At 64.7% G+C, this 22,326-nt stretch carries 25 protein-coding genes; all 25 read right to left on the reverse strand.

The genetic code is table 11. The features are described 5' to 3' along the window. Nucleotides 1-163 precede the first annotated feature (163 nt). The 25 genes from ACOQOU_RS01755 to ACOQOU_RS01875 all read right to left on the reverse strand — a co-directional run bounded on the left by ACOQOU_RS01755 (nt 164) and on the right by ACOQOU_RS01875 (nt 22,230). Nucleotides 164-421, reverse strand: a complete 258-nt coding sequence (locus ACOQOU_RS01755; protein WP_420578770.1) for a hypothetical protein — start codon at nt 419-421, stop codon at nt 164-166. 212 nt (nt 422-633) lie between these two features. Beyond that, nucleotides 634-1,224: a hypothetical protein gene (locus ACOQOU_RS01760; protein ID WP_420578771.1), complete on the reverse strand. Its 591-nt coding sequence runs from the start codon at nt 1,222-1,224 to the stop codon at nt 634-636. A 269-nt stretch (nt 1,225-1,493) separates the two neighbouring features. Then, nucleotides 1,494-1,760 (reverse strand): molecular chaperone, encoded by a 267-nt coding sequence (locus ACOQOU_RS01765; protein ID WP_420578772.1) that lies wholly within the window; start codon nt 1,758-1,760, stop codon nt 1,494-1,496. Beyond that, nucleotides 1,757-1,948, reverse strand: a complete 192-nt coding sequence (locus ACOQOU_RS01770; RefSeq protein ID WP_420578773.1) for a hypothetical protein — start codon at nt 1,946-1,948, stop codon at nt 1,757-1,759. Before ACOQOU_RS01770 ends, ACOQOU_RS01765 begins: the two co-directional genes overlap by 4 nt. After that, entirely contained in the window at nt 1,945-3,033 is a 1,089-nt protein-coding gene (locus ACOQOU_RS01775; protein ID WP_420578774.1) for an N-acetylmuramidase domain-containing protein, read from the reverse strand. The genes ACOQOU_RS01770 and ACOQOU_RS01775 overlap by 4 nt, the downstream gene beginning before the upstream one ends. 29 nt (nt 3,034-3,062) lie before the next feature. Further along, nucleotides 3,063-3,656, reverse strand: a complete 594-nt coding sequence (locus ACOQOU_RS01780) for a hypothetical protein (protein WP_420578775.1) — start codon at nt 3,654-3,656, stop codon at nt 3,063-3,065. Nucleotides 3,657-3,665: 9 nt separating this feature from the next. Continuing rightward, entirely contained in the window at nt 3,666-6,032 is a 2,367-nt protein-coding gene (locus tag ACOQOU_RS01785; protein ID WP_420578776.1) for a hypothetical protein, read from the reverse strand. A gap of 28 nt (nt 6,033-6,060) precedes the next feature. Next, on the reverse strand, nt 6,061-8,289 hold the full coding sequence (locus tag ACOQOU_RS01790) for a hypothetical protein (protein ID WP_420578777.1): 2,229 nt from the start codon (nt 8,287-8,289) through the stop codon (nt 6,061-6,063). Beyond that, nucleotides 8,280-8,684 carry a DUF6950 family protein gene (locus ACOQOU_RS01795; protein ID WP_420578778.1) on the reverse strand — a complete coding sequence of 135 codons (405 nt, stop codon included), beginning with the start codon at nt 8,682-8,684 and terminating at the stop codon, nt 8,280-8,282. The genes ACOQOU_RS01790 and ACOQOU_RS01795 overlap by 10 nt, the downstream gene beginning before the upstream one ends. Next, nucleotides 8,681-9,331 (reverse strand): hypothetical protein, encoded by a 651-nt coding sequence (locus tag ACOQOU_RS01800; protein WP_420578779.1) that lies wholly within the window; start codon nt 9,329-9,331, stop codon nt 8,681-8,683. Before ACOQOU_RS01800 ends, ACOQOU_RS01795 begins: the two co-directional genes overlap by 4 nt. Further along, nucleotides 9,315-10,019 carry a hypothetical protein gene (locus ACOQOU_RS01805; RefSeq protein ID WP_420578780.1) on the reverse strand — a complete coding sequence of 235 codons (705 nt, stop codon included), beginning with the start codon at nt 10,017-10,019 and terminating at the stop codon, nt 9,315-9,317. Before ACOQOU_RS01805 ends, ACOQOU_RS01800 begins: the two co-directional genes overlap by 17 nt. Then, a complete protein-coding gene (locus ACOQOU_RS01810; protein WP_420578781.1) occupies nt 10,016-11,791 on the reverse strand; it encodes a hypothetical protein in 1,776 nt (591 codons plus the stop codon). Before ACOQOU_RS01810 ends, ACOQOU_RS01805 begins: the two co-directional genes overlap by 4 nt. 157 nt (nt 11,792-11,948) lie before the next feature. Continuing rightward, on the reverse strand, nt 11,949-12,308 hold the full coding sequence (locus ACOQOU_RS01815; protein ID WP_420578782.1) for a hypothetical protein: 360 nt from the start codon (nt 12,306-12,308) through the stop codon (nt 11,949-11,951). 1 nt (nt 12,309) lies between these two features. Continuing rightward, a complete protein-coding gene (locus ACOQOU_RS01820) occupies nt 12,310-12,705 on the reverse strand; it encodes a hypothetical protein (protein WP_420578783.1) in 396 nt (131 codons plus the stop codon). 15 nt (nt 12,706-12,720) lie between these two features. Further along, the gene (locus tag ACOQOU_RS01825) at nt 12,721-13,167 is read right to left on the reverse strand and encodes a hypothetical protein (RefSeq protein WP_420578784.1); all 447 of its coding nucleotides are present in this window, start codon (nt 13,165-13,167) and stop codon (nt 12,721-12,723) included. Between the two features lie 3 nt (nt 13,168-13,170). Beyond that, a complete protein-coding gene (locus ACOQOU_RS01830) occupies nt 13,171-13,581 on the reverse strand; it encodes a hypothetical protein (RefSeq protein ID WP_420578785.1) in 411 nt (136 codons plus the stop codon). 9 nt (nt 13,582-13,590) lie between these two features. Beyond that, complete coding sequence (locus tag ACOQOU_RS01835) at nt 13,591-13,920, reverse strand: head-tail joining protein (RefSeq protein ID WP_420578786.1); 330 nt, start codon at nt 13,918-13,920, stop codon at nt 13,591-13,593. Then, nucleotides 13,920-14,303, reverse strand: coding sequence for a hypothetical protein (locus tag ACOQOU_RS01840; RefSeq protein WP_420578787.1), 384 nt, complete (start codon nt 14,301-14,303; stop codon nt 13,920-13,922). Before ACOQOU_RS01840 ends, ACOQOU_RS01835 begins: the two co-directional genes overlap by 1 nt. Before the next feature lie 110 nt (nt 14,304-14,413). Continuing rightward, entirely contained in the window at nt 14,414-15,319 is a 906-nt protein-coding gene (locus tag ACOQOU_RS01845; RefSeq protein WP_420578788.1) for a Mu-like prophage major head subunit gpT family protein, read from the reverse strand. A 131-nt stretch (nt 15,320-15,450) separates the two neighbouring features. Beyond that, a complete protein-coding gene (locus ACOQOU_RS01850; RefSeq protein ID WP_420578789.1) occupies nt 15,451-16,215 on the reverse strand; it encodes a hypothetical protein in 765 nt (254 codons plus the stop codon). Between the two features lie 74 nt (nt 16,216-16,289). Then, entirely contained in the window at nt 16,290-17,705 is a 1,416-nt protein-coding gene (locus tag ACOQOU_RS01855) for a S49 family peptidase (RefSeq protein ID WP_420578790.1), read from the reverse strand. After that, nucleotides 17,698-19,272, reverse strand: a complete 1,575-nt coding sequence (locus ACOQOU_RS01860; RefSeq protein ID WP_420578791.1) for a phage portal protein — start codon at nt 19,270-19,272, stop codon at nt 17,698-17,700. The genes ACOQOU_RS01855 and ACOQOU_RS01860 overlap by 8 nt, the downstream gene beginning before the upstream one ends. Next, nucleotides 19,269-19,493: a DUF6148 family protein gene (locus ACOQOU_RS01865; RefSeq protein ID WP_420578792.1), complete on the reverse strand. Its 225-nt coding sequence runs from the start codon at nt 19,491-19,493 to the stop codon at nt 19,269-19,271. Before ACOQOU_RS01865 ends, ACOQOU_RS01860 begins: the two co-directional genes overlap by 4 nt. After that, the gene (locus ACOQOU_RS01870) at nt 19,494-21,587 is read right to left on the reverse strand and encodes a terminase gpA endonuclease subunit (RefSeq protein ID WP_420578793.1); all 2,094 of its coding nucleotides are present in this window, start codon (nt 21,585-21,587) and stop codon (nt 19,494-19,496) included. It abuts the gene before it with no gap. Then, nucleotides 21,580-22,230: a hypothetical protein gene (locus tag ACOQOU_RS01875; RefSeq protein WP_420578794.1), complete on the reverse strand. Its 651-nt coding sequence runs from the start codon at nt 22,228-22,230 to the stop codon at nt 21,580-21,582. Before ACOQOU_RS01875 ends, ACOQOU_RS01870 begins: the two co-directional genes overlap by 8 nt. Nucleotides 22,231-22,326 lie beyond the last annotated feature (96 nt).

A 22,326-nucleotide genomic window follows, 5' to 3' on the forward strand; every position in this document is an offset into this window, starting at 1 on the left:
TGTGATTTCAACGCTCTGTAGCGGAACATACGAGTTCCGTTTTTGGCATCACTCGGCACAAAACGGCACCGTTCGGCGTACAAATCCGTGGAAAATCCGTGGACTGATCGGCGCAGGTTGGCCGTCCGTTCCGCGCGTGTCACGTCAGCCGCGTGCCGGCCGCTCACCCCCTCGGCCAGCACTGCGCGGTGATTCGCGCCAGATCGGCGCGCTTTTCCACTTCGCGCTTGGCCTCTTCCTTGGTCTTCTTCAATCCCCATTCGCAATCGCCGCAATAGCTCGTCCACACCCAGCCGGTCGGCACGCGGTGCACGCGCCCCATTTTCAGGCCGCGCTGCCAGAACAGCCCGTCCTCCTGGTCGCGATAGCGCGGGTTGAGGAACCATCCCTGCCGTTGCGGTTTCTGCGGCCGGCGCGCCATGACATTCATCCCTGTTCGACAGCGGAACAGGATAGGAACAAAATCACATTGGGCAACAAAAAACCCCGCGGCCGGATGGCCACGGGGCGTACTGACATTGGGTTTTTTCAGCCCGGGCTGGTCAGGCCCATGGAGCAGACACCGTCAGAGTTCCTTTTTCGGCCCGGTTGATCGGTGCCCGGTGGCGGCGGGCCTGTCCGCGCGGGCGCAGTCTATGGCGGCCGCCGCGTGACCCTGAGCGGAAACCAGGGCGTCCAGCGCGGGATCGGCTCGTTGAAGCCCGGACAATGGGGATAGACCACGCGCGTGCGCCAGAAATGGTCGCCGGGCGGGACATAGTCCGGGATGGCCAGCGGCACGGAAAACGTCGTCGGAACCCGCGACAGTTCGACCGGATCGAACCCGTCATAGGAAACCTGGTAGATATCGCCCGAGGTTCGGACGAAAGGCTGCGCCTCGATCGGGCGGCCGCACGTGTCGCCATACGCCGTCCGGCTTCCCGCAAGGATGTAGACGCAGCGCTCCGACGTGCACGTGCCCGACTGGCGCGACTTGCTTTCATCCCATTCGACGACCACCGGCGGCGCGCGCGTTTCCTCGATGAAGGCCAGACGCGCATCGAGCGCGGTGACGCCCACATAGTCGCGCACCTTGGCCTGAATGCCCTCTGCGAAGAACTCGGCCCAGATCGCATAGATCAGGCCGAAGATGATCATTGCCGCCGAAATGGTGCCACCGATGTGCCGGATGGCCTCGGTGAACCGCGTGACGTGTGCGGCGCTTTTCCTGATCTGCGCGTTCACGGCAGGGCCTCGAGGGGGACGTTCGGAATCGAGCAGGCCCAGACAATCGCGCCGATGCCGGCGATGGCCAGAGACCAGATCAACACATTGAGACGCATCACCCGCCCCGTGACGCTTCGCCGTGCCGGATGCACTCCGATCGCGTCCAGACCCGCGAACCGCACAGTCCCGCGGCGGTGTCGTCGATCTTGTCCTGATCGGCCGGCGTCAGGCCGCGCGCGCCGATCAGGGCAGTTCCCACGACCGCACGGGCCGTGGCGCGCTGCTGATCAGCGCTCGCACTCACCATTTGCGAAGTCGTACAGCCGGCCAGTGCCGCGGCAATAGCGGCGCATGACCCGAGCCTGGTCAGCCTGGTCGGAAAGTTCATTGGCAGCATCCTTTGTTGCGGCATCGGCTTTGATGAGCGCCTGTGCGGCGCCAGCGGCTTTCTCTGCCGGGCCATGGGAGAGAACGGCCCAGCCGGCCACGAGGGCGGCGGCAAACGCCGCTCCGATCCATGTCTTGGGCGATAGCAGGAGCGAAAGAGCGGTCATTGGTCACCTCCCCTGCCCGGCAGCCGGTCCCGATAGGCATAGCCCAGAAGGCCGAGCGCTGAGGTCAGGACCGGCGCGGTGGTGGCGGCGATGATGGGGAGATGATCGGGGCGGAACCACAGCGCCAAGGCCGGGAGGATGAGCGCGACTCCCAGCAGGGCCCAGCCCGCACGCTTGGTGCCGTTCATGACGCGTACCCCTCCATGCCGGTGCGCGTCCGTCGTTTCTGCCAGATGCGCCAGCCGGCCCAGGCAAGCCCGCCGAGCGCCAGTCCGACCGAAAGGATCGTGAGCGCGACCACAACCTGATCGGGCAGCGCGTAGCCCGTGTTCTGCAGCGTCTCGTCGACGGTGCGTTTGGCCGTCTCCAGCGCCGCGCCGCCGCCGACACCGACACCGACGCCGACACCCACATCCGTATCTTTCGTGACCGGTACCGCGCCCGGCCGTTCATCGGTCGACTGACGGAAGCGGGCCAAGGCCCCTTGTGTTTCCGGGCCGACGACGCCATCCACCGTCAAGCCCCTGGCGGCCTGGAATGAACGGACGGCATCGCGCGTGGCGGGGCCGAAATCGCCATCGATCGCGCCCGGGTCAAAGCCGGAGCGGCGCAGCAGCACCTGCAGCTCGCGCACTTTCTGGCCGCTCGATCCGACACGCAGCATGCCCGACGCCGGGTTCGGCACACGGGCGCCGTTGTAGCGCGCATAGGCGCGCGCCATCTTCACATCATAGCGGTTCCGCGCATAGGCCGGCCCGTTATAGACGCGGGCGAACCCGGCCCAGTCCCGCCGCTTGATCTCGTCCATCAACCGGTTGACGCGGATGAAGCGCAGCATCAACTCGACCTGCCCGGCGACGCCCGATCGCGCCAGGGCGACCAATTCGTGGACGCTGCTGAAACCGAGCGACTTCCAGTTGCCGCCCATCACCTGCCCGACGCCGAAGCTGGTCGATTCCAGCGCGGCCGCGGCGTCGATCTCCATGGCCCGGGCGAGAAGACGCCAGCGCGCGGCCTGCGAGCGCGGGTTCTTCACCCCGCCCACGGACGGGTGAGCAAGACCGGCCCGTCGTGCCCGGGTTCGGGCAACTCCCTTCAGCCGGTCATCGAACCAATGGCCCTCGAACCGGATCACCGGTTCCTTTCGGCCGTCGACAAGCGCGTGCGTCCGCCCGGCGCTTTCGACCTCGACGATGGCCAAAAGCGCTGCCGGCGGCAGATCATGCTTTTTTGCGACACGGGTGATCGTGTCGACGGTCGCTGCGTCGAACATGGCTGTTCTCCGATGTCAGAGTGTGGGTTTCAGCCGACCGCGTGGCCGGTCTTGCCGTCAAATGCCTGGCCCGAGGCGCGCTCGATCCGGCACACATGGCCGAACGTCGCGCAGTCCTGCCGGTGGATCACATCGCCGGGAAAGGCCGGGAATGCGCCTTGACCGGTGAACACCGTGATCATGTCGGGGAAGGTCTGGGCTTTCTCTGACACCCACTCGGGCATGATCTGGCGCAAATGGGCGGAAACATCCGCATCGGACGGCTCGACCGGCTCCGCACCGCGCTGCTGCGCCATGATCGCCAGTTCCTCGCGCCGTGACGCCCAGAAGGCGCGGGCGCGATCATCGCCACCCCTTTCGGCCAGCGCCTCGCGTTGGCCGCCGTCCTGCGCATCGGTTGCGAACCGACCGTAGAGCAGCGGCAGTTTGGCGACCTCGGCCGTCAGGCGTTCGATCGCTCTTGTCAGATCCGCATCTTCGGGCGCGTCGACCAGCTTCAACCGCTTGGCGGCCAGCCTCTTCCGTTTGTTGATCGCCCGCACGGCCTTTTTGCGGTTGTCTTCGTTGTTGCGGGTGATCGCGTCATGCTCGCCCGCAACATCGGGCACAATCCAGCTTTCCATGTGTGTCTCCTATGCGGCCATCAGGACCTGGTAGCTGATGTCGTCGGAATCGGCCCTGTTGCCCGTTCCCCGGTCGATCGTCTCGACGTCGAGATAGGTGCTGGTCTTGGCCACGAGGTTGACCCGCCTGTCCTTGGCCGACAAAAGCGCTGCGTAGTTTGCCGATGGCGGCGCCGTCTGAAAGGTGATCCGGTAGAGCCCGGCCTGCGCCCGCACCACCGTCGCATTGTTCGGCAGCTCGTTCTCGATGATGCCGGTAATGCCGTAGAACCAGCCGGCCGCGATCTCGCGCCGCGCCAGGCCCCGCGAGGCGTTGTTCACATTGGTCGTGTTGCCCTCGTAATAGGGGTTGATGTTCTCGACATGCTTGGCGCCCAGCGCCACGATGAGGCCTGTCGCCATGCTCTCGTAGCGGTGGTTGATGATTGTCACGCCATCGGCGGCCGCGCCGATGTAAATGCCGGTCGTCGTCTGGCCGGGCAGTTCGGTGATGTTCGCCAGCAGCAGAGTCGACGAGACGTAGCCGGCTTGCGAGCCGTCGATGGTGATGCACTGGCCGCCGGCGGGGCATGCCTGCTGGAAGCGGTTGTGCGCGATGTAGTTGTTGTTGCCGCCGTCGCCCAGATAGACGCCGAAGTTGAAAAGGCCGAACAGGCAGTGCTGCACCGACGAGTAATAGGTCCCGTAGGGCCAGGTGCCGCGAATGTCGAGCGCCCAGGTCTGGTTGACCTGGACACCGAAGAAATAGACCCGCTCAAAGTGCGAATAGGCGAAGTTCTTCAACTGGACCGCCGCGCCGGAACCGGTCAGCGCCGCCGCGGTGATCTGCATGTCCTCGACGATCAGCCCGTTGCGCAGCGTCGTTGCCGTCGCCAGCGTGTTGACGATGCCGTTTCCGGAGCTGTGGGTGAAATTGACCACGGAGGCGAACATGCCCTCGCCGCGCCAGGTCACGCTGTCCTTCTTGATCGAGATGCGTGTCGCGCTCTCGCTGCCGGTGGCGAACAGCAGCACATTGGCAAAGTCCGTGGCGTCCTGAAGGCCCTCATTGGTCAGCGGCCACCAGGACCGCTCGTCCTGCGACCCCTTCCGCCGCTCCCACAGGCCGCCGCTGCCGTCGAGCGGATCGCCGGTGCGGATCACGTAGATTGCCTGCGAGGGATCGCGCAGGTGCCGGAATGTGACGTTGGTCGTGCCGGTGATGTTGGTCGGCGTGCCGGCCAGCGCATCGGCGAAACTGTCGGCGAGGCGGAAATTGTCCGCGTCCACCTTGATGACGCGCTTGAGCGTCTGGAGCGTCACGCCGTTCGCGGTCGTCGTCTGGACGACGGCATCGGTGGTCTCGAGGCCATGCGCCGTCGCGGTGAACGTGTCGGTTCCATCGTTGACGGTCGTGGTCGTGACCGACTTGACGACGCCCAGCGCGGTCTGGTCGCCGGCACGCCAGTCGAAGGACCCGCCCTGCGCGCGATCCCGCACATAGGCCGTCTGATAGCGCGCCACATCGACCGACCGCAGGGTCGTGAGGCTGGCCGTCATGGTCGTGATCTGGGCGGTGAGCGACGCGGCGAGCTTGACTTCGGTGACCGCGCCGTCCGCCACGTTGGCGGTGGTCAGCGACCAGTTCGCGCCGTCATACACCTTCAGCACATTGTCGGTCGTGTTCCAGTAAAGCGCACCGGTGATCGGCGCGCCGCCCGCGGCTGTCGTCGCCGCATTGTCGTTGGCGTGTGCGCGTAGGTACTGTTCCAGGAACTCGGCAAGGGCTGCTTCGGCGGCCGCCTGGATTGCAGCGCTGGCAACATCAGACGTCAGCCGGTAGTTCGTGCCGTCGTCGACAAACTCGATCACCATGCCGTCGGTCAGATAGCCGTCTTCGATCGGGCTTCCGGTGTTGGTGACGAGCGTCTTTGCAGTCGCGCCATTGATTTCGATCGTCACGCCGCCAGCGCCGTTTGCGTCCGTGATCTCGGCGAGGAACTTGCCGCCGTAGGCCGTCGACGGCAGGGCGACTTCGGACGTCAACTCGATCGCATTGCCCGTTCCGGCGCCCGCATTGGTGAGCGGAATGTACTTCTGGGCAAGCTCCGGAATTGAAGTCCATGAGCCCGAAGCGGATGCGCCGACCTTCCGGTAGAGCGTGCGGTTGGAGATCGTGGCGTCGTTGTAGACAAACGCCAGCGTGCCCTCGTCGTGAGCGAGGTCGGCGTCCAGCGTCGCCTTGGTGTCGCGTACGATCAGCCCGCCCTGAGACGCGGCAATGCCCAGCTGCACGATGTTCAGGATGCGGACGATTTCGACCGGGCTGGGCTGATGCCCATTGACGACGGGCTTGCCAAGCCAGACCTGTTCGGCCGTGAGCGCGGTTGCGGTCATGCTGATAGCCTTTTGTGCTGGGTAGGGATCAGGCCGTCACGACGGCGTTGAACGGGCCGGATCGCGTGCCGGCGCCGTAGGAAAAGTTGAAGGTCTCAAGCCAGTAGCTGTAGGTCGCCGGCGAAAGCCCGGTCTGTTCAAAAACCGTTGCCTCGTCGGCAAGCCCGAACACGTCTGCAATCGCCGTGGCATCGCCGAACGTCGTGCTGTCAGTCGCCCGATAGACCCGCGTGAAATAGAAGTTGGTCTCGTTGGGCGTCGTCCATTCGACCGTTGCCGCTCCGGCGCCGCCGGTGGCGCTGGCCGATGACACTGCGGCGTTCGCCGTGGCGTCGGCCGTGGCCGTGACCTCGCGGATCGACGACCAGTCCGTCACGCCCTGCGAGAACGAACTGACGCGCCACTGGAACTCATAAACCGCGCCAGACACGACGTCGGCCGTCACACCGGTCATCGTCGTTCGGTCAACCGACATCTCAAACCAGATCGGCGTGCCCTTCTGGCGATACTCGACCTTGATTTCGCGGTTGGCAGGGATTTCCGCAGCGGTATAGGCCCGGAACACGACCGAACTTCCGGAAGTCGCCGCACCGATCGACATGTCCGCATCGGCGATGTTCTCGAGAGGACCGTCCTGCTCGACATCGGTGTCGAAGTTCGGCGCCTCGGGTTCGCCGTCAAGGTTCCACCGGTCCTCCGGGCACCGCACCAAAGCCAGACGGACATGCAGCCCGTCATGCGGGTCGTTGACCGGCGCGATCTCGTAGACGCCGCTCAGATAATCGTCGGACAGGTCGAGCCGCAGGAAACGCCTGTGCTTGGTCTTGAGCGCGCGCGAGCCAGCCAGGACCGCCACGCGCAACCGTTCATGCTGGCGCAGCACGGCCGCCCGCATGACGCGAAACGCCTGGTTGGCGTTCTGGATCGCATAATAGCGAGGCTCGCCCGTCCTGATCGGGTTGCCTTCTTCCCATCCGGGCACGACGAACGGCGATGTCTGGGTGGTCTTGTAGTCGAGTTCCGACGCCGTGAACGAGGCCAGATAGTGCGTGTGAAGGCTTTCGCCGTCGTCGGGGTCCTGGTTTTCGATATCGAAGACATCGGCGTCGGTCAGAACCAGCTCCGGATCGGGATCGAACTTGCCGACAAGGATGCGAAACCGTCCGTCTTCATCTGTCAGCCTTATGCCGTCGCACGATGCGAGCATCGCGTTTTCGGCGTCGATGTTCGTGTCTTCCTGCTTGTTGAAGACGACGTGGCACCGGTAGCGGCTTTCCCCCGTGCTGGTCGTCTCGTCGCAGATGTCGGCCTGTTCGGCGATGTTCTGCCAGTCGATGTCGTCGGGGTGCATGCCGAACCGCTCGACATCGATGCGGTGCGTGGCGATGGTCAGGGCCGGGTTGCCCAGATTGGCGCCCCATGTGGACGGGTTGTCGACCCGCTCCGACCCTGAGCCGAAAGCGCGGCTGCCGTCGTTGCGCGGATCGTAATAGCGGCCCCACCATGCCGCACGCGTGATGTCCGGTTCGCCGAGGCCCAGAACCCCCCGGTTGTTCAGGATGACGCTTCTGGCCTCCACCTCAACGGGCTTCAGCGTCAGCAGCGTGTCTGCGACACCCGCGCCCTTGTGATCGGACGTCCACTCTGCAAAGGCCGAAACAAGGACTTCCTGTGCGATCTGCGTTCTGGTGCCCAGGCGGCCCCAGATCTGGTAATAGCTGTCGCCATTGTACTGGAAACGGCTGTCGGTCACGAAGGACGAGTTGGAGATATTGCCGACATCGACGTCGTTCAGATAGTAGGTGAGCCCTTGCGTGATCTCGGCATCGCAGTGGGCGATCTGCTTGTAGAGAAACCCGTTTTTTGCCTCAGCGAACGTGACCGTGCCGCCCAGTCTGTTGCGCCCCCCGACCCAAAACCGCGGCGCCTCGGCTTGGGCGAAGTTTGATTGAACCGCCTCGGGGCTGCGTTGTGCGGCGCTGTTCGATGCGCTGGCGGGCGAAAGGAGCGCGTTCGACGCAAAGTTCAACCCGATCGCCAACGCGACATTGGGCAGGGCAAAGATGGCCGAGCCCACAGCACCGACGAGCGCCGTGGGCAGGCCAGCGGCCAAAAGCCCGGCCTGAGTGATGGCAGTGACCGCGGTCAGCGACGTCGTGATCGCACCAACAATGCCGGTGATAATGCCGGCATGCGCCTGAACGGGATACAGGATGGTGGACGCGGCGAGAACCGCCGCGATGAGCTTCAGACGCATCGGTAGACCTCAAGGATCGTCGCGAACCGGGATTGACGGCACCCGCGCTCGGTCTTGAAGGCGCAATAGGAGCCGGTGCACAGGCCCAGCACCTCTTCGCCGTGATAGTCGATCACGACCACATCGCCTCGCTGTGCCTGACCGGGCGCAGGTTCAATGCCGATCGAGCCCATGCCCTGCCGCGTCATGGCCCCAACGCCCCCCTCGCGCGACATCACCGCCTCAGCGCTTTCGTCATCGTCATACGCGCCTCGCCAGGCCGACATCGGATCGCGGCCGGTCAGGACCTGCACATAGTCGGCAAGGATGGCGCCACAGTCGTTCGTGCCGCGCCGGAACTCCGTCGTGCGCATCCGGTGCAGAGCGGCCTCAAGAGCCGTTTCAGGGCACGTCATAGGGTGATCTTGTAGCCGCCGGCGTACTTCGGCACGAAGTCGGCGTAGCGGTCGTTCAAGACGCCGAACAGGACATCGGATCGAAACTTCTGACTGGTTCCGGTGAACGTGCCGAAACTCAGCCGCGATCGGCCGCCATTGAAGTTCTTGAAACGGCAGGCGACCGAATACTGAAGCCGATGGCTGCCGTCCGGCATTTTTGTGCGCCGCTCCGAAAAACTGGCGCCGCCGACCATGCGAAACCGCTCCACACCACCGGGATCGGTCAGGGCTCGTGTGCCGGTCTCGTCGGGCATATAGACATAGCCGATGCGGATCAGCCGCCCGTCGATTTCCTCCTCGTCGTCGCGCAGGCGGCTGTAACTCTCGGTATCGAGGTAGCCCAGACGCATCTCGTAAAGCGGCGCGTTGCCGGAACGCGGATCCTCCGTCTCCGGAACCTCGATGAACACCTGCTGACCATCGGCGCCGCCGACGAAGCCGGTCCAGGCATTGCCGTCAGGCGTGATCATCCGCCCGCGCCCGCCCCACAGCCGCACGGTCTGCGACAGGAACCCGATCTCGATCGTGACCGCCACATTGAGGCGGCGGTCGCTGGCCCGCGTGGCGTCCAGATACGCCTCGAGCTGATCAAAGAAAGCGCTCATCGACCACCTCGTTCATGGTGATGGCGCCAGCCTGAAAATGCCCGGCCGGATCGAAGAGGCCCACGAACCCCTCAATGTCCGTGAGCGCGCAGATGATCTTTGGCCGCAAAGTCACGATCTTGTCTATCGCAACCGTGTAGTCGCGCACGAGCGACGGACGGCATGTCACCGTAGCGATGTCGCCGTCCGTCGAGATGTCATCGACATGGTAGCAGTTTCGCCCGAGGCCAAAGACCTTGCCATAGGTCAGGACACCCGGGTGGCGCGACGTGTCAAGCAGGACCGTCGTTGCCCCTTCGAGCGCATCGGCATGAAGGTCGACGGTCGGCTCATAAAGGAAGCCGAAGCCCGTCGAGAAATAGGCACCGGTCGAAAACGGAATGCCGTCGGCAAACTCGACCTCCTTGGCCGCAATGGCGGCACTGGTCGCCAGCTGCGCACGGTGTGTGATTGGGACACTGAACAGCGCCCCTTCGCCCTGATTGATCAGCCACGCATAGAAGTGGCCGATCTGGTTCCCGTTGCGAGGTCCGAATTCCAGGCGCACCTGGTTGCGCGCGCCGCTGATCGACCGGGCTGTTTCGTAACCCGCTCGGTTGATGGCGCCGTAACGCGTGAACGATGGCGCGATGACGATTGAATTGGTCGGAACAAGCACACTCGGCCAGTCCCACAAACGCCGCGTCATGCCAGCGCACCGTCGCGACGCAGCTGTTGCGACCAGCTCGGGAGACTGCGCTTCACGGCCCCCACGGCACGCGCCTCCGTTCGTGACGCCTCGGTCGCAATCACCTGATTGATCTTGCCGACAATCTGACCGTCCCTTTCGACCAGCTCACCTACAATCCGGATTTCATCCGGCAGGCCGGTATTGGACGAGCCCGAGGGCGCAACCACGCGACCGCTCCGGCTGCCCATCATCAGCAGCTCGGGCCCGTGCTCGCCGACAACATAGGCGCCATGCGGATCGACCGGTCCACCGCCGGCGCGGCCGAAGAACATGCCGGCCAGCGCTCCGAAGATTCCACCGCCGCCCCCGGACGCACGGCCACCGCCCAGCAGTCCGGAAAGAGGTCCGGTGCCGAGCAGCGCAGCTTCGGCCGCCGCCTTGGCAAGCTGCACGGCCAGCCCGCGAATGGCCTCTTCGGCCGTGGCAGCGCCCGTGGCCCAGGCCTCGAACGCGTCAAAACCCATGCGCCCGATATCGTCGACCGACTGGTTAAACGCCTCGGTGCGCTCGCGAAGCGCTTCCATGCGCGCTTCCTCGATCTCGATCTGTCCGACCAGCGAGCGGATCGCGGCGGCCTGTTCGCCGGTCGTCTCGACGCTCGCGCGGCGGATTTCGCGCATCGCGCGCTGTTCGGTCTCCGACAGGCCGATCAGTTCAAGTTCCTCGCGCAGCGCCTTGACAACATCGGCATAGGCGTCCCGCTCCTCGCGGGCCGCCTTGGCGCTGCCTGACCCACTGCGGTCTGTCTGCGGAATGACGGTTCTAGCACCAAAGGATTGATTGATCCGGCTCTGGATCCGGATCTGCGCCAAAGGGTCAACCGCTTGTTCTAGACGTTCACTTTTTGGTTCCGGAGGTAGAACGATTCCGTCGACCGCGAACTGGCCAACAGCAGCACCCGCTCGGGACTGAAGGTAGGCTCGCTCCTGTTGTCGAAGCGTCTCGAAGAACCTGACAATCGGACCAGGGTCAGCCGATGCCTTGATATCTTCAAGGCTCGTCATCGCAACATCGGCTAGCTCCAGAAACGCAGTCTTGACCTCCGTCTGCAGTCTGCGCGCCATGCGGCCGAATGCGTCGTCGAGTTGCTCGGCGCGACGCAGCAGTCGCTCTTCGATCACGCCACCAGCATCGTCGGCGCGGCCCATCAGCTCGTCCATGCCGGCCGCACCGTTGCGAAGGGCGAGGATCATGTCGCCGCCCGACCGTCCGAACGCCTCGGTCGCCAGCGTCATCTGCTCCTGGGCCGAGCCGGCGTTCTGCACCAAATTGGCATAGTCCCGCAGCAGGTCGACCGAGGACCGCATGTTGCCGTTCTGGTCGCGCAGCGCCAGACCGTTCGCCTCGAAGATGTCGGCCAGCCGTCCGCCATACGCGGCCGCCTCCGACACCCGCTTGGACCATTGCTCGAGGTTGCGCTCCAGATCGGAGACGGCGACCCCGGCCTGGCCGAAGCCGAACTGCATGCGCTGCAGTTCGTCCGTGGTCACGCCGACCTTGTCGGCGATCTTTGCCATCTGTGACGCTTCCGAAACCACGTCGCGCATTTCCCGCGCGACGCGACCCAGCGTCAGACCGGCGAGTGCCGCGCCGAAAACGCGGGCGCTGGCGGCTGCCGCCCCGAAGCTCTTGCCCGTGCGGTCGAGCTGGCCGTTGAACGACTTCGCCCGGCGCGTGGCCGAATCGAACGCCTGTTGCGTGCGATCGCGGCCATGGATCTCGAACCGCATGTCGCGAAGGGCCATGGTCATCGGCGCTAGTCTCTCTTCAGTTCAAAGTAGGCCACCCAGCTGACCACCTCCCAGTAGGGAAGCGCCGCGATCTCGCCCAGCGTCTTGCCGAGCTGCTCGCCGAGCGCATGCGCGATCATCAGTTCGGGGGTGGCCTTCAGCCGTTTTTTGCCGTTTCGGTCGAGCCGGCATTGTCCGCCGTGTCGCCGGCGTGATCGAGGATCGCGCGGGCAACGCGGGCGACGACGTTCGGGTCGACGCCGTGCAGCAGCTTGTTCTCGTCCATCTTCGAGAACGCAGGCTTGCCATCCTTGGTGCGGGCCTTCGCCACGAGCACACGCACGAAGATGGTCGAGCCCGATGCCGGCTCGCCATTGTCAAGCGGCGCATAGATCTGCGCGCGCTCGGCGAGGGTCATCGGAGACCAGGACAGTTTCGCATTGCCCCACTCGGGGACCGTGATCGCGCCAGGCTTGAGCCCGCTGAAATGCGCCTGCGCTGCTTTCAGGACGTCCATCTTACGCTCCTACGGTTGACTGGGTGAGGGCGCCGTTCCCCTGCAAACCGATCTCCAGCATGTTGTTCCCATCGACTGGCGACTCCTGACCCCGGTCGATGACCGTCGCAGTGCCGGACTTGTAGGTCTTCCCGGTGCCATCGCCGTCCGTGTAGAACTCGACATCGACCGATGCGCCGATCGTGAACGCCTCTTGGCCGTTCGCGTCAGCCGGATCGTAGTAGCAAGTCACGTTCGCGGTCCATCCGGGAATGCCGGTCAGGTGTTCCTGCCACGAGTCACCCTGCGCTGTTGCATCCTGAACGGGCACGTTTTCCTGCAGGGTCCAGGCGCGCGTTTCGGCGACGAGTGTCGCGCTCACCTTTACCCGGCCGTTCTTGCCGTGCGATTTGGACATGATGATCTCCAGTCTTCAGATTGCGGTTTCGGGATAGCCATCGCGCGTCGACACGATGACGGCATACTCGATGGTGCGGTACAGCAGCGCCGATGCGCCCGAGCCGTCCGTCGAGGTCGAACTGCGGCGAAGAAAGACAGCCTGAGCCAGCCCGCCCAGATCCATCGACGAGGCCATCACTTCCTCTATCTCGATCTGGAACCGGTATGCGCGCGTTTCGACATCCGCCGCGCCGCCCTTGAAGCGACCGACGATCGACACGGCGACGGTCCGGTCATAAGTGACCGGCGCCTGACTGATCGCCTCGACATCCTCTTCGCCGGCAAAGACGATCGCGTCGGCCCGAACGGATTTGGACTGCGGGAAAAACCGGCGCTGACCGACACGCTTGCCGACCTCGGTATCGGCCGCCTTGATTGCCTCGACGATCGCGGCGCCGACATGATCGAGAACATGCGCCATGCGTTAGAGCGTGGCGCCGGAATCGTTGAAGAGGACGGCCAGCACGCTCGCCGATTTGGCGACACCGACATGAACGACACGGTCGCCCGAGCCCAGATCCGCATAGGGGCAAATCTTGCCCGCCGTCGAGGACAGGTAGTAGGAAACGCCGGGCGTCAGAACCTCGCCGACAGTAAGATCGCCTTCGGTCAGGAACCGCCCGGGCTGTCCGTCACCGCCACCATTGAGCGCGATGCCGCGCGGCACCTGGGCCGCGGCTGTCCCCGAATCGCAGTCGGCAAGCTTTGACTTGCCGTCGGATGTATCGCGATAGACCACCTCGCCGGCGTCGACGGCTTCTCCGAACGTGCCGTCCTCGAGCGTTGCCGTGGCGGCGGCGATCACGTTGGCGGGGGTGATGGATATGTCGGCCATGGGGCTCTCCTATGAGCTTTCGAAAAGGCGAAGTTCCGTCATGCCGGTGCCGTCCGGCTTCGGTTCGACGATGTCGAACAGGCGCGCCACGCCGTCGACCGTCAGCGCAAGACGCGCGCGCTCCAGCGACGTCGGCAGGTCGGCCGTGCGCACCGTCAACGTCGGTTCGGCGCTCGACATGCCCTCGGTGTCGTCGATGTCTCCGACAAGGGAATATCCCTCGTCAAAGATGCCGTTCAGCGCAATGGGCGCGTGGCCGTCGACAAGGACCTGGCCGGTCGCGCCAAAATCATCGACAGAGACGAAAGCGGCCCGGTCGGATGCGCTTTCGACCGGCATCAGCCTTTAGTCGGCCCCGGAGCTGCCACGCCGCCGGTTTGCACGGGACCGGGCGACGTGCCGGCCGGCTCGGGCGTGGGCTTGCTCTTGGTCGATGCGCGGGACTTGGCGCCACGCCGTTTGGTCGATGCGCGGGACTTGGCGACCGTGACCTCACTGCGGGCCGGGACCAGAACCTCGCCCAGCGTGGCCGGCAGATCGTCCGGTTCCCGATCAAGGGAGATGACTTCGCCGGCCTTGAACGTGACGGTCCGGGTCGGGCGCCAGTGAGCGCCCTCCTGAATGAGACGATGCGCGCGCACCTTGGCCTGGTCCCTGCTCAGACCCATCAGCATGTCCGGTCCGATGACGGCCGGCGCACCTTCAACAGTGTACTTTCTCATGGGGTTTCCTTTCCGGTGCCGGGTTTGCCGCGTCGCACCCGTGATGCGACCGGGAAGACCCGCCCGCGACGCACCGAGCGTCGCGGGCGGTTGATGCGTCGCGTGCCCGATCAGGCCTGCAGCGTCACCAGGCAGGCGTGCTGCCAGTAGCCGTAGGCGACGTTGCCGGTCCAATCGATGCCGAACAGCTGTTCCTTGTTGAGCTGCTCGTATTCGGAACCTTCGCCCAGAGCGATGACGTCGGGGATGTCTTCCTCCTGCAGGATGAAGGGCTTCGCCGCATCATCGGTGCGGAACACGGCAAGACGGTCGGTCCAGGTCAGACGCGGATTGGGCACGATGTCGATGTTGAACCGCCCGCGCAGCGCGCGAAGGACGTTCGTGTCGCCGCCACCCGTCAGTTCGGCGGTAACGGCCTCGAGCCCGGCGGCCATCATCGACACCGGCAGCATCACCGTGAAGCCCGAGGCACCCTGGTTCATCGGTTCGCCGCGATCGTCCTTCAGCGTGTACATCTGCTGGATGCCCTTCAGGATCGCCTGCGCCACGGTCTTCGCGGTCGGCTCCGTGGGCGTGCCGCCCGTGCCGGCATCGGAGATGTCGAACGTGATGTCGTTGGACTGCGTACCGGACTCGCCTTCGTCATGGTCCGTGTCGAAGAAGTACTGTCCGTCATAGCAGGCGGTCGATTCGCCATCGATGATCAGCGCCGAAAGGATCTTGGCCGGATGGTCCAGCGCCCGGTCCGCCAGCTGGTTGACGCGCACCTGGATCATGCCGAGCTTGTCGCGCCGCATGTCCTTGGACTTGATGTTCAGCGAACCTTCATAGTCCTTGTTCGAAACGACGAACGACTTTTCGGCAAGTTCGGCGGGCTGCCGCCCGCCGACGAACTCGCGCAACGCCGGCGCAGTGCCGAGCCATGCGTAATCCTCGGACGCCTGGGTGGACGTCATGCGCATGCACAGATCGTTGACCCAGGCCGCCGATCCCGTTTCGAGCCGGAGCAGAATCATGCCCATCACACCCCGGCTGGTGATTTTCTCAAACTGTTGCGGAAGCATAATCTTCCCCTTTCTGACGTTGCTGCAACCGGCGTGCCGGCGTGAACCGCCCGGCGCTCACGCGCCGGCGCGGATGGCGTGAATCAGGCCTCGCGTGCCCAGGTGCCGCGCATGCGCGTGATCACCCAGCCATTGGCGTCGGCCTGCTCGATCTCGACGAAGTCGCCGCGCGCGGCGGTCGCTTTCGTGTTGATCACGTCCTTGTTGTCGGCCGCGGTGATGTCCGGACCTTCGATGCTGTCGCTGGAGTTCGGGCTGATCGCCAGACCGGAGACGCCGAAGGCGGCGATGTTGCCGATCCGCAGCCCGCGAATGCCTTCGACGGCGGGCAGCGTGATCACGACCGCGTCCGTATCGACCCACAGGAACTTGCCCGAATCCTCGGCGTCGACCGTGTAGTTGGTGCTCTTGAGTTCGTGCACGAAGCCGGCATATGGATCGACGAAGTTCAGCGCGTCGAAGGCGACGATGCCGACCCCTGCGCTCACGAACCGGTCCACGAAACCGATGAACGACGCACCGACCGGCGAAAGCGTGAAGGCGTTATCGTCGGTCGCATAGACCGGAAGGCCGACATCGGTGATGACCAGCCCGGCGATCGGGAGCTGGATACGACCGCGCTTGACCGTGTTCACGTTGACCGCGCTCGCCGCACCGGCGGCATTGTCCGCCTTCGCTTCGGCAAACCCTGCGAACCGGTCGCCGGCGACGAGCGGACGAGCAAGACCGGTTGCCAGCGCGAGGCCGACGGCGGCGCCCTGATAGATGATATCGGAGCCGATGGCGGGGAATTCGTTCTTCTCCCCGAGCTGATACGTGCGAAGCGAATTCGCTGCCAAGGTCGTCATGGCATGTTCCTTTCGATGGTGTCTGTGGGAGTGGCGGTGCCGACTTCAGCGTTCCGCCGGGGATGCGGGGCCGATCAGGCGGCCCGGCGTGCTTCGCGCTTCTTCAGGGCGACGTAGCTTTCGGCATTCGGATACTCGGCCTGCAGCTTGGCTGAACTTTCATATTCGGCTTTCCAGCCGTCCTCCGTCGTCGCCGGCGCGACGCCGGCACCCGCGCTCACGGTCGATGCGACGCCCTCGGCCGCCGCGTCCATCCGCGTCAGGACGTCGTCGGCAGAACGTGTGGACGCTGCCGCGGAGGTTTCCTCGGCCTTGATCTCGCCAGCGTCGATCGCCGCGAGGATCTTCGTGGCCGCGTCCGTTGCAGCCGTTCCGTCGGCGATCATGGACGCGATCAGCGTCTCGCGCCCGGGCTTGGCATGCGCCTGGATCGCCTTGACCCTGTCGCGCTCGGCGGCAACCGCAGCGGTCGCCGCTTCGCTTTCGATCGTTGCGACGAGGTCGCCGTGTTCGGCCCGAAGGCTCTCCACGGTGACCGGCTTGCCGGCAGGCGCCTGCTGGCCCTGCACGTTGGTCTCTTTTGCCATGATGGTCTCCTGGCCGGTGTGTGCGGTGGCGGCACCCGCGTTCATGTCATCCGCCGCGCGGCCCGCCAGCGCCGCGAGCGTATCCTCGAATGATGCGACCTGATCGATCAGCCCGCGCGACAGCGCTTCGCCCGCATTGAAGACGAGCCCCTGGCCGTAGTCCGCGATCAGCGTGTCCCGATCGACGCTGCGGGCCTCTGCCAGACCCTCGAGAAACAGTTCGGCCGCGTTGTCGACCAAAGCCTGCATCTCCGCGCGACCTTCCTCGCTGTCAGGATCGAGCCGCTTGTTGGGAGACTGCTGGGCCAGAACCTCGACGATGTTCGCACCAAGCCGGGTGAACATGCCCTCAATGTCCATGTAGCGAATGAGCGAGCCGACCGAGCCGACGATGGAACTGGGCGCGGCGACGATCTCGCTGGCGCTGGCGGCCAACCAGTAGGCAGCCGACGCGCCGAGGCCTCCGACATGTGCAACGACGGGTTTGTCGGCGTTGATCCGCGCGATCTCCGACGCAGCCGACTCCACACCGAACACGACGCCGCCCGGCGAATCGACGTCGAGCAGTATTGCATCGATCGTGTCATCGGCCTCGGCCAAACGCAGATCGCGGATGATCTCGTCATAGGACCAGTAGCACCAGCTCATACGCGCGGTCAGCGGACCCATCACCGGCACCACCGCAATCGATCCGACCCGAGACATGAAGGTGCCTTTGCCATAACGTGATCCGCGCCGGGATGCCGCGGGAGCCTGCGCATCCTGCCCGCGCATCGACTCCACGGTCATCAGCGAAGACCGGATGCCGTCGCGGTCGATTGCCCAGAGCTGACGGGCGCCGCCACCCATCGAAAGCGGACCGAGAAACCGGCTCACCAGTGTCGCGATATCGAGATCAGGCATCGTCCAGTTCCTCTTGCAGGTCTTCCGTCGAAGGTCCGCTTGGCGGTTCGCCGGACGCCTCGGCGGGAATGGTGCTCAACCGGTCCTGCTCGCGGGCGATCTGATCCGCCTTGACGTCGAACTCGCCACCGGTTCGCTCTGTCATGATCTGCTGGCGCGTCTTCACGCGGTTCTTCAGATCGATGCCGTCGGCTTCGGCATCCTTTTTCGGATCAAGCGAAATGCGCACCGGTCCCGTCCATTCGGCGCGGAGCCATGCGCGGCGGCGCGCCGGATCGTCAACAAACCCTTCGGCCTCCAGGCGGCCGGTCAGGATCGCTTCCTCGATGATCCAGGCACGGACTTCCTGACAGAAATCGTCCGCAAACCGTGCGCGACGCTTTCGAAACGTGTGATAGGCCATCTCGAGCGCCGCGCGACTGGCCGAGTAGGACGCGGTGAAGTGCTTGACCAGCAGCTCGAACGGCAGTTCGAGGGCAACACCCACGAGACGAAGGAACGACTTGGCGAAGCCGTCGAAGTCCGGATTGGGCCGCGACGGTGCGGCCGTCGTGATCGACTCGCCGGGCTGGAGATCGACGATCGCCCCGCTACCAAGCGTGATCGTGTCGTCGTCCCTCGCCCCTTCCGAACCGGTCGAAACCGGAGAACTGCCCTCGTCGCCGGTGTGCTCGACAAAGACCGTGAACATGGCCGACACGACGGCGGCACGAACTTCGGCATCCTTGTAGTCGCCGAACGATTTGATCGCTTCGATGACAGGCGCCAGGTAGGGGATGCCGCGCGCCTGATCGGGTCGCTGGAACGCAGCCAGATGAATGACAATCCTGCGCCCGTCATTGTAGCGCAGCGGAACGCGCCGCCATGTGGAAGGCCGTCTGTAAAGATCACCGGGATGGCGATCGGCGACATGGATGGCGACCGGTGCGCCATCGGCGTCGAACTCGATCCCGCCTGACAGCGTGTCCGTATCCTGCGCAAGGTTTGGATTGCTGACCCGGTCGGCCTCGATGATCTGCGCCTTCGTGCCGTACACCTCTCCGGCGCGGCGGCGAAACCGACGAATGACGAACACGTCACCCGATTCCAGTTCGGACCCGAACACCATTTCCTGCAGCAGCCCGAACTTCATGCGGGCGCTGAAGTCCAACGTTTCGGCCGCCAGTTCGAACTCGCGGTCGGCCTGCGCATTCCATGCGCGGGCTTGCTCTTCGCTGAGGCCAAGGGCCTGGTAGTCGCACGACGCCCGCACCGTCAGACCCGAGCCGATGACATGGGTCTTGTTTGTGGCGATGGCGCCGGTGGCGATCGGCTCGTTCCTTGCCAGATCGCGCGAACGAGCGCGCAACAGCGGCAGGTCGGGTAGAGTGTCGGCATTGGCCGACCCACCTTCCGGGAGATGGTTCATGGTCGCCTTGCGGCCACGCTTTCCGCCCGTGTAACCGCGCGTCCCGGCCATCACGTTGAGCATCGCGCGCGCGCGCACACGGCGAAGCTCGGCCTCGGGGTTGAAGGCACCGACCAGACGATCGAGCAGGGTGCGCTGAACGACAGGCGGATGGGTCATTCGGCAACCCCGTAGCGAATACGACTGCGACCGGATGCCGAATGCGTCAGCCTGGTCACCCAGCTTTGCCAGTAGGCGATCTGATTTTGAATGTCGGATGCGTCGGCGCGCGTCAGCGACCGGCCGTTGATGGAGTAGCTCTGGTTGCGCGCGACCTGAACGGACGCCTCGAGCCATGCATCAAGCTGGGCCTGCGCCTGGGCGAGCGTGATACCTGCCATCTAGACACCTCTTGAAAGAACGCGCCGACCGCGACGACGCGGAGCGGCAGGCTTTGCCGGCTCACTGGCATCCGCGCCGTCCGGCAAGGCCATGCAATAGGAATTCTCGTGCACCGGCAGAGCCCACACCGGAGGACTTTGCCAGTCGATACGCTCGGCCTTGAGCACGACGCTGAGCGCCCTGGCGTACACGGCAAGATCGAGGGCCTCGTTTCGCAGGCCCGACTTGCGCAGCTGCCAGCCCTTGTCGCCCCGAACCTCTGCGCAGAACTCGGCCAGAACCGACTCCGGCAACGCTTCGGGCAGGTGATAGGCGTTCGGACCTGGTTCCTTCCGCGTCAGTGCCAGCGCGATTTCGTCTTTCAACGGATCGGTGCCGACATGAACGATGCGAATATCCGTCGTACGCTTGCGCCGCGTGCCGAGCACTTTCTCGGGTGCGGCGTAGACCGCTCGCTGACGCTCGACACCGCCCTGCCCTTTGGCGAGAAACACGCGCCCGTTATAGCCGTGGCGCCGCATCCGGCGCTCATAGGCATACGCGTTCGATGTCACTCCCGGCGCGCCACCGGAATCGACGATCTGCGCCCGCGGCAGAAGCGCCAGACCAGACCCGCTCACCGGATAGGGCCTGTCAAGGAGTGGCCGCAGCGCGTCGAAATCTTCTTCGAACCGACCGGGGTCAATCGAACGTTTGTCGCTGCCGGGCGCGCTATCGGGCGGATCGGTGACATCGAACCGGTCGATCAGCCAGTGCTCGAGACCGACGCCCCACGCCTCGACCGAGACCACGAACTTGCTTTGCTGAACGTCCACCTGAACGGTGATGAAGCGGGTTTCGGCCGGCGCAATGCCCATCGGGAATCGCTTGGTCATCGCCTTGACCGCCTCAAGCGCAAGCCCGTCTCCGATTGTTCGCACCCGCGGCAGGTACGGCCGGCCCTGATCCAGATTGATCGTGGCCTTCAGAGCAGTCTCGTCTCCGCGTTCTTCGAAGGCTGCCCGCGCTTGCAGCTCGCGAAGAACGAGCTGCTCCCAGCTTTGCATGGCCGCTACCGGGCCTTCGCACCACCATGAGGCAACGTCCGTGTCGCGGATCGAAGGATCGTTGATATCGACCAGCGAGCTGCCGTCGGCGGCTTCGTGCAGCCAGATGCCGGCCTTGTTGAGCGCCTGCTTGCGATCGGGGCCAATCACGCATCCTTGCGGACAGACCATGCAGACCGTTTTTGCGCTCTCGCCGGGCGAGGACTTCTCGTCCCAATGCAGTGCATCGAAGACAGGCATAAAGCGCTCGTGGCAGTGCGGGCATTCCCAGTAGTAGCGCCCCCGCGTGCCGAGATTGTATTCGCCGAGAATCCCGGCACATGGCGGGGCCTCGTGGACCGTTGCCGGCTCCCAATCGTCGGCTTCGATCAACCGGCCAGGCGAACTCTCGGAGATAACCATACCCAGGGAACCTGCATGCTGGACCCGCTTGCGCGCCAGGACGAATGGATCGCCCTCGCCGTCGATGTCGTCAGGCATGCGGTCACGGTCGGTCAGCAGCACGGTGAAGAACTCGTTCTGCGAGAAGAACCCGATCACCGGCCATCCGAAGATCAGCGTCATGCCGCCGGCAAATCGCTTTTCGTGGATGTTGTCGGCGCCGCGTTCGCGTGACTGCTTGGCCGCCAGGTTTGGATTCGCCCTCAGCATCGGCTTGAACTTGCGCTGGCTGAACTGCTTGGCCGCGTCCTGAGTCTGGCATACGCACAACAAGTCGCGTGGCTTGCAGTCGATCGCATGGCCGATCGTGTTTTGAATCAGGCTTTCCGACTTGGCAGTTCGCGCCGGCCCCACGAAGACACCCGCTCCATAGCGCCGCGACGTCACCAGCCGTTGTGGCTCGGTCATGTACGGTGCGAAGTCGTTCGACCAATTGCCCTGAAAGGTCGGCGTGACCAGCCGGCGATTGGCCTCCGCCCAGTCCGCGACGTCAATCCTGCGTTGTGTGCGCAAGGCCGGAAGGGCGTCGCGCAACACATGCTCGACCGCTGCGAAAGGCGGCGGCGGAACGTCAGGAAGAAACCGGCGCCAGTCGGTGTCAGGCATCGAACAGGTCTTTGCGCTCGCTGCGCTTGTCGGGCCGACGCAGATCCCAGAAGTTTTCGATGCGCATCCTGACCTCGTCAACGACCCCGTCGCAGACGTCGATCATCGCTTGGACCGCTTTTGGCGGAATTGCCTCGACACGCTCCACACGGTCGGGCGCCGCTTCCATTGTGTCACGGACCATCGCGAACAGATGTTCAAGCAGATCGCGAACGTCGTCGCGCGGGAGCAGCTCGTTGCGGTGCCGCATGAACCGTTCCTGCTCGATCTGGGCGGCAAGGATCTCGCGCTTCTGTTTCGGATCGAGGGCGTCGAGCGATTCCCCCGAGGCCCCGCCGACCAAAGCCAGTCGCATCGCTGCAGCGTTCCTGCGGACCTTCTCCGACCGCAGGTCCTGGTCGCGCTTCTTTGCCTGGCGCCACGCGTAGCAGTGGGCAAGCCGCAGCTCGTAGGCCTTGCCGTTGCCGCCTTCCTGCTGAACTGGCATGCCGGCGCCGATCCACTGCGAGACCGTGTTGACCGTCGTCGCCAGATGGTCGGCCAGTTCTTCCCGGTTGAGCACCACGTCTTCAACGCCGTCCGGCAGCGGGAACTCCGCCACCAGCCGCTCAAGGTCGCTGTCGGTCAGGTCGGCAAGGTCCATGGCAGATCGGCTCCGACAACAACAACAACCACCGCATCACACACCCGTCTTGTGACCGACATTGGCAAAACGACCGCGCGCGCGAAGAACCCGTGG

It is taken from the genome of Oceaniradius stylonematis (assembly GCF_965223445.1).
In the GTDB taxonomy this organism is placed as follows: domain Bacteria; phylum Pseudomonadota; class Alphaproteobacteria; order Rhizobiales; family Rhizobiaceae; genus Roseitalea; species Roseitalea stylonematis.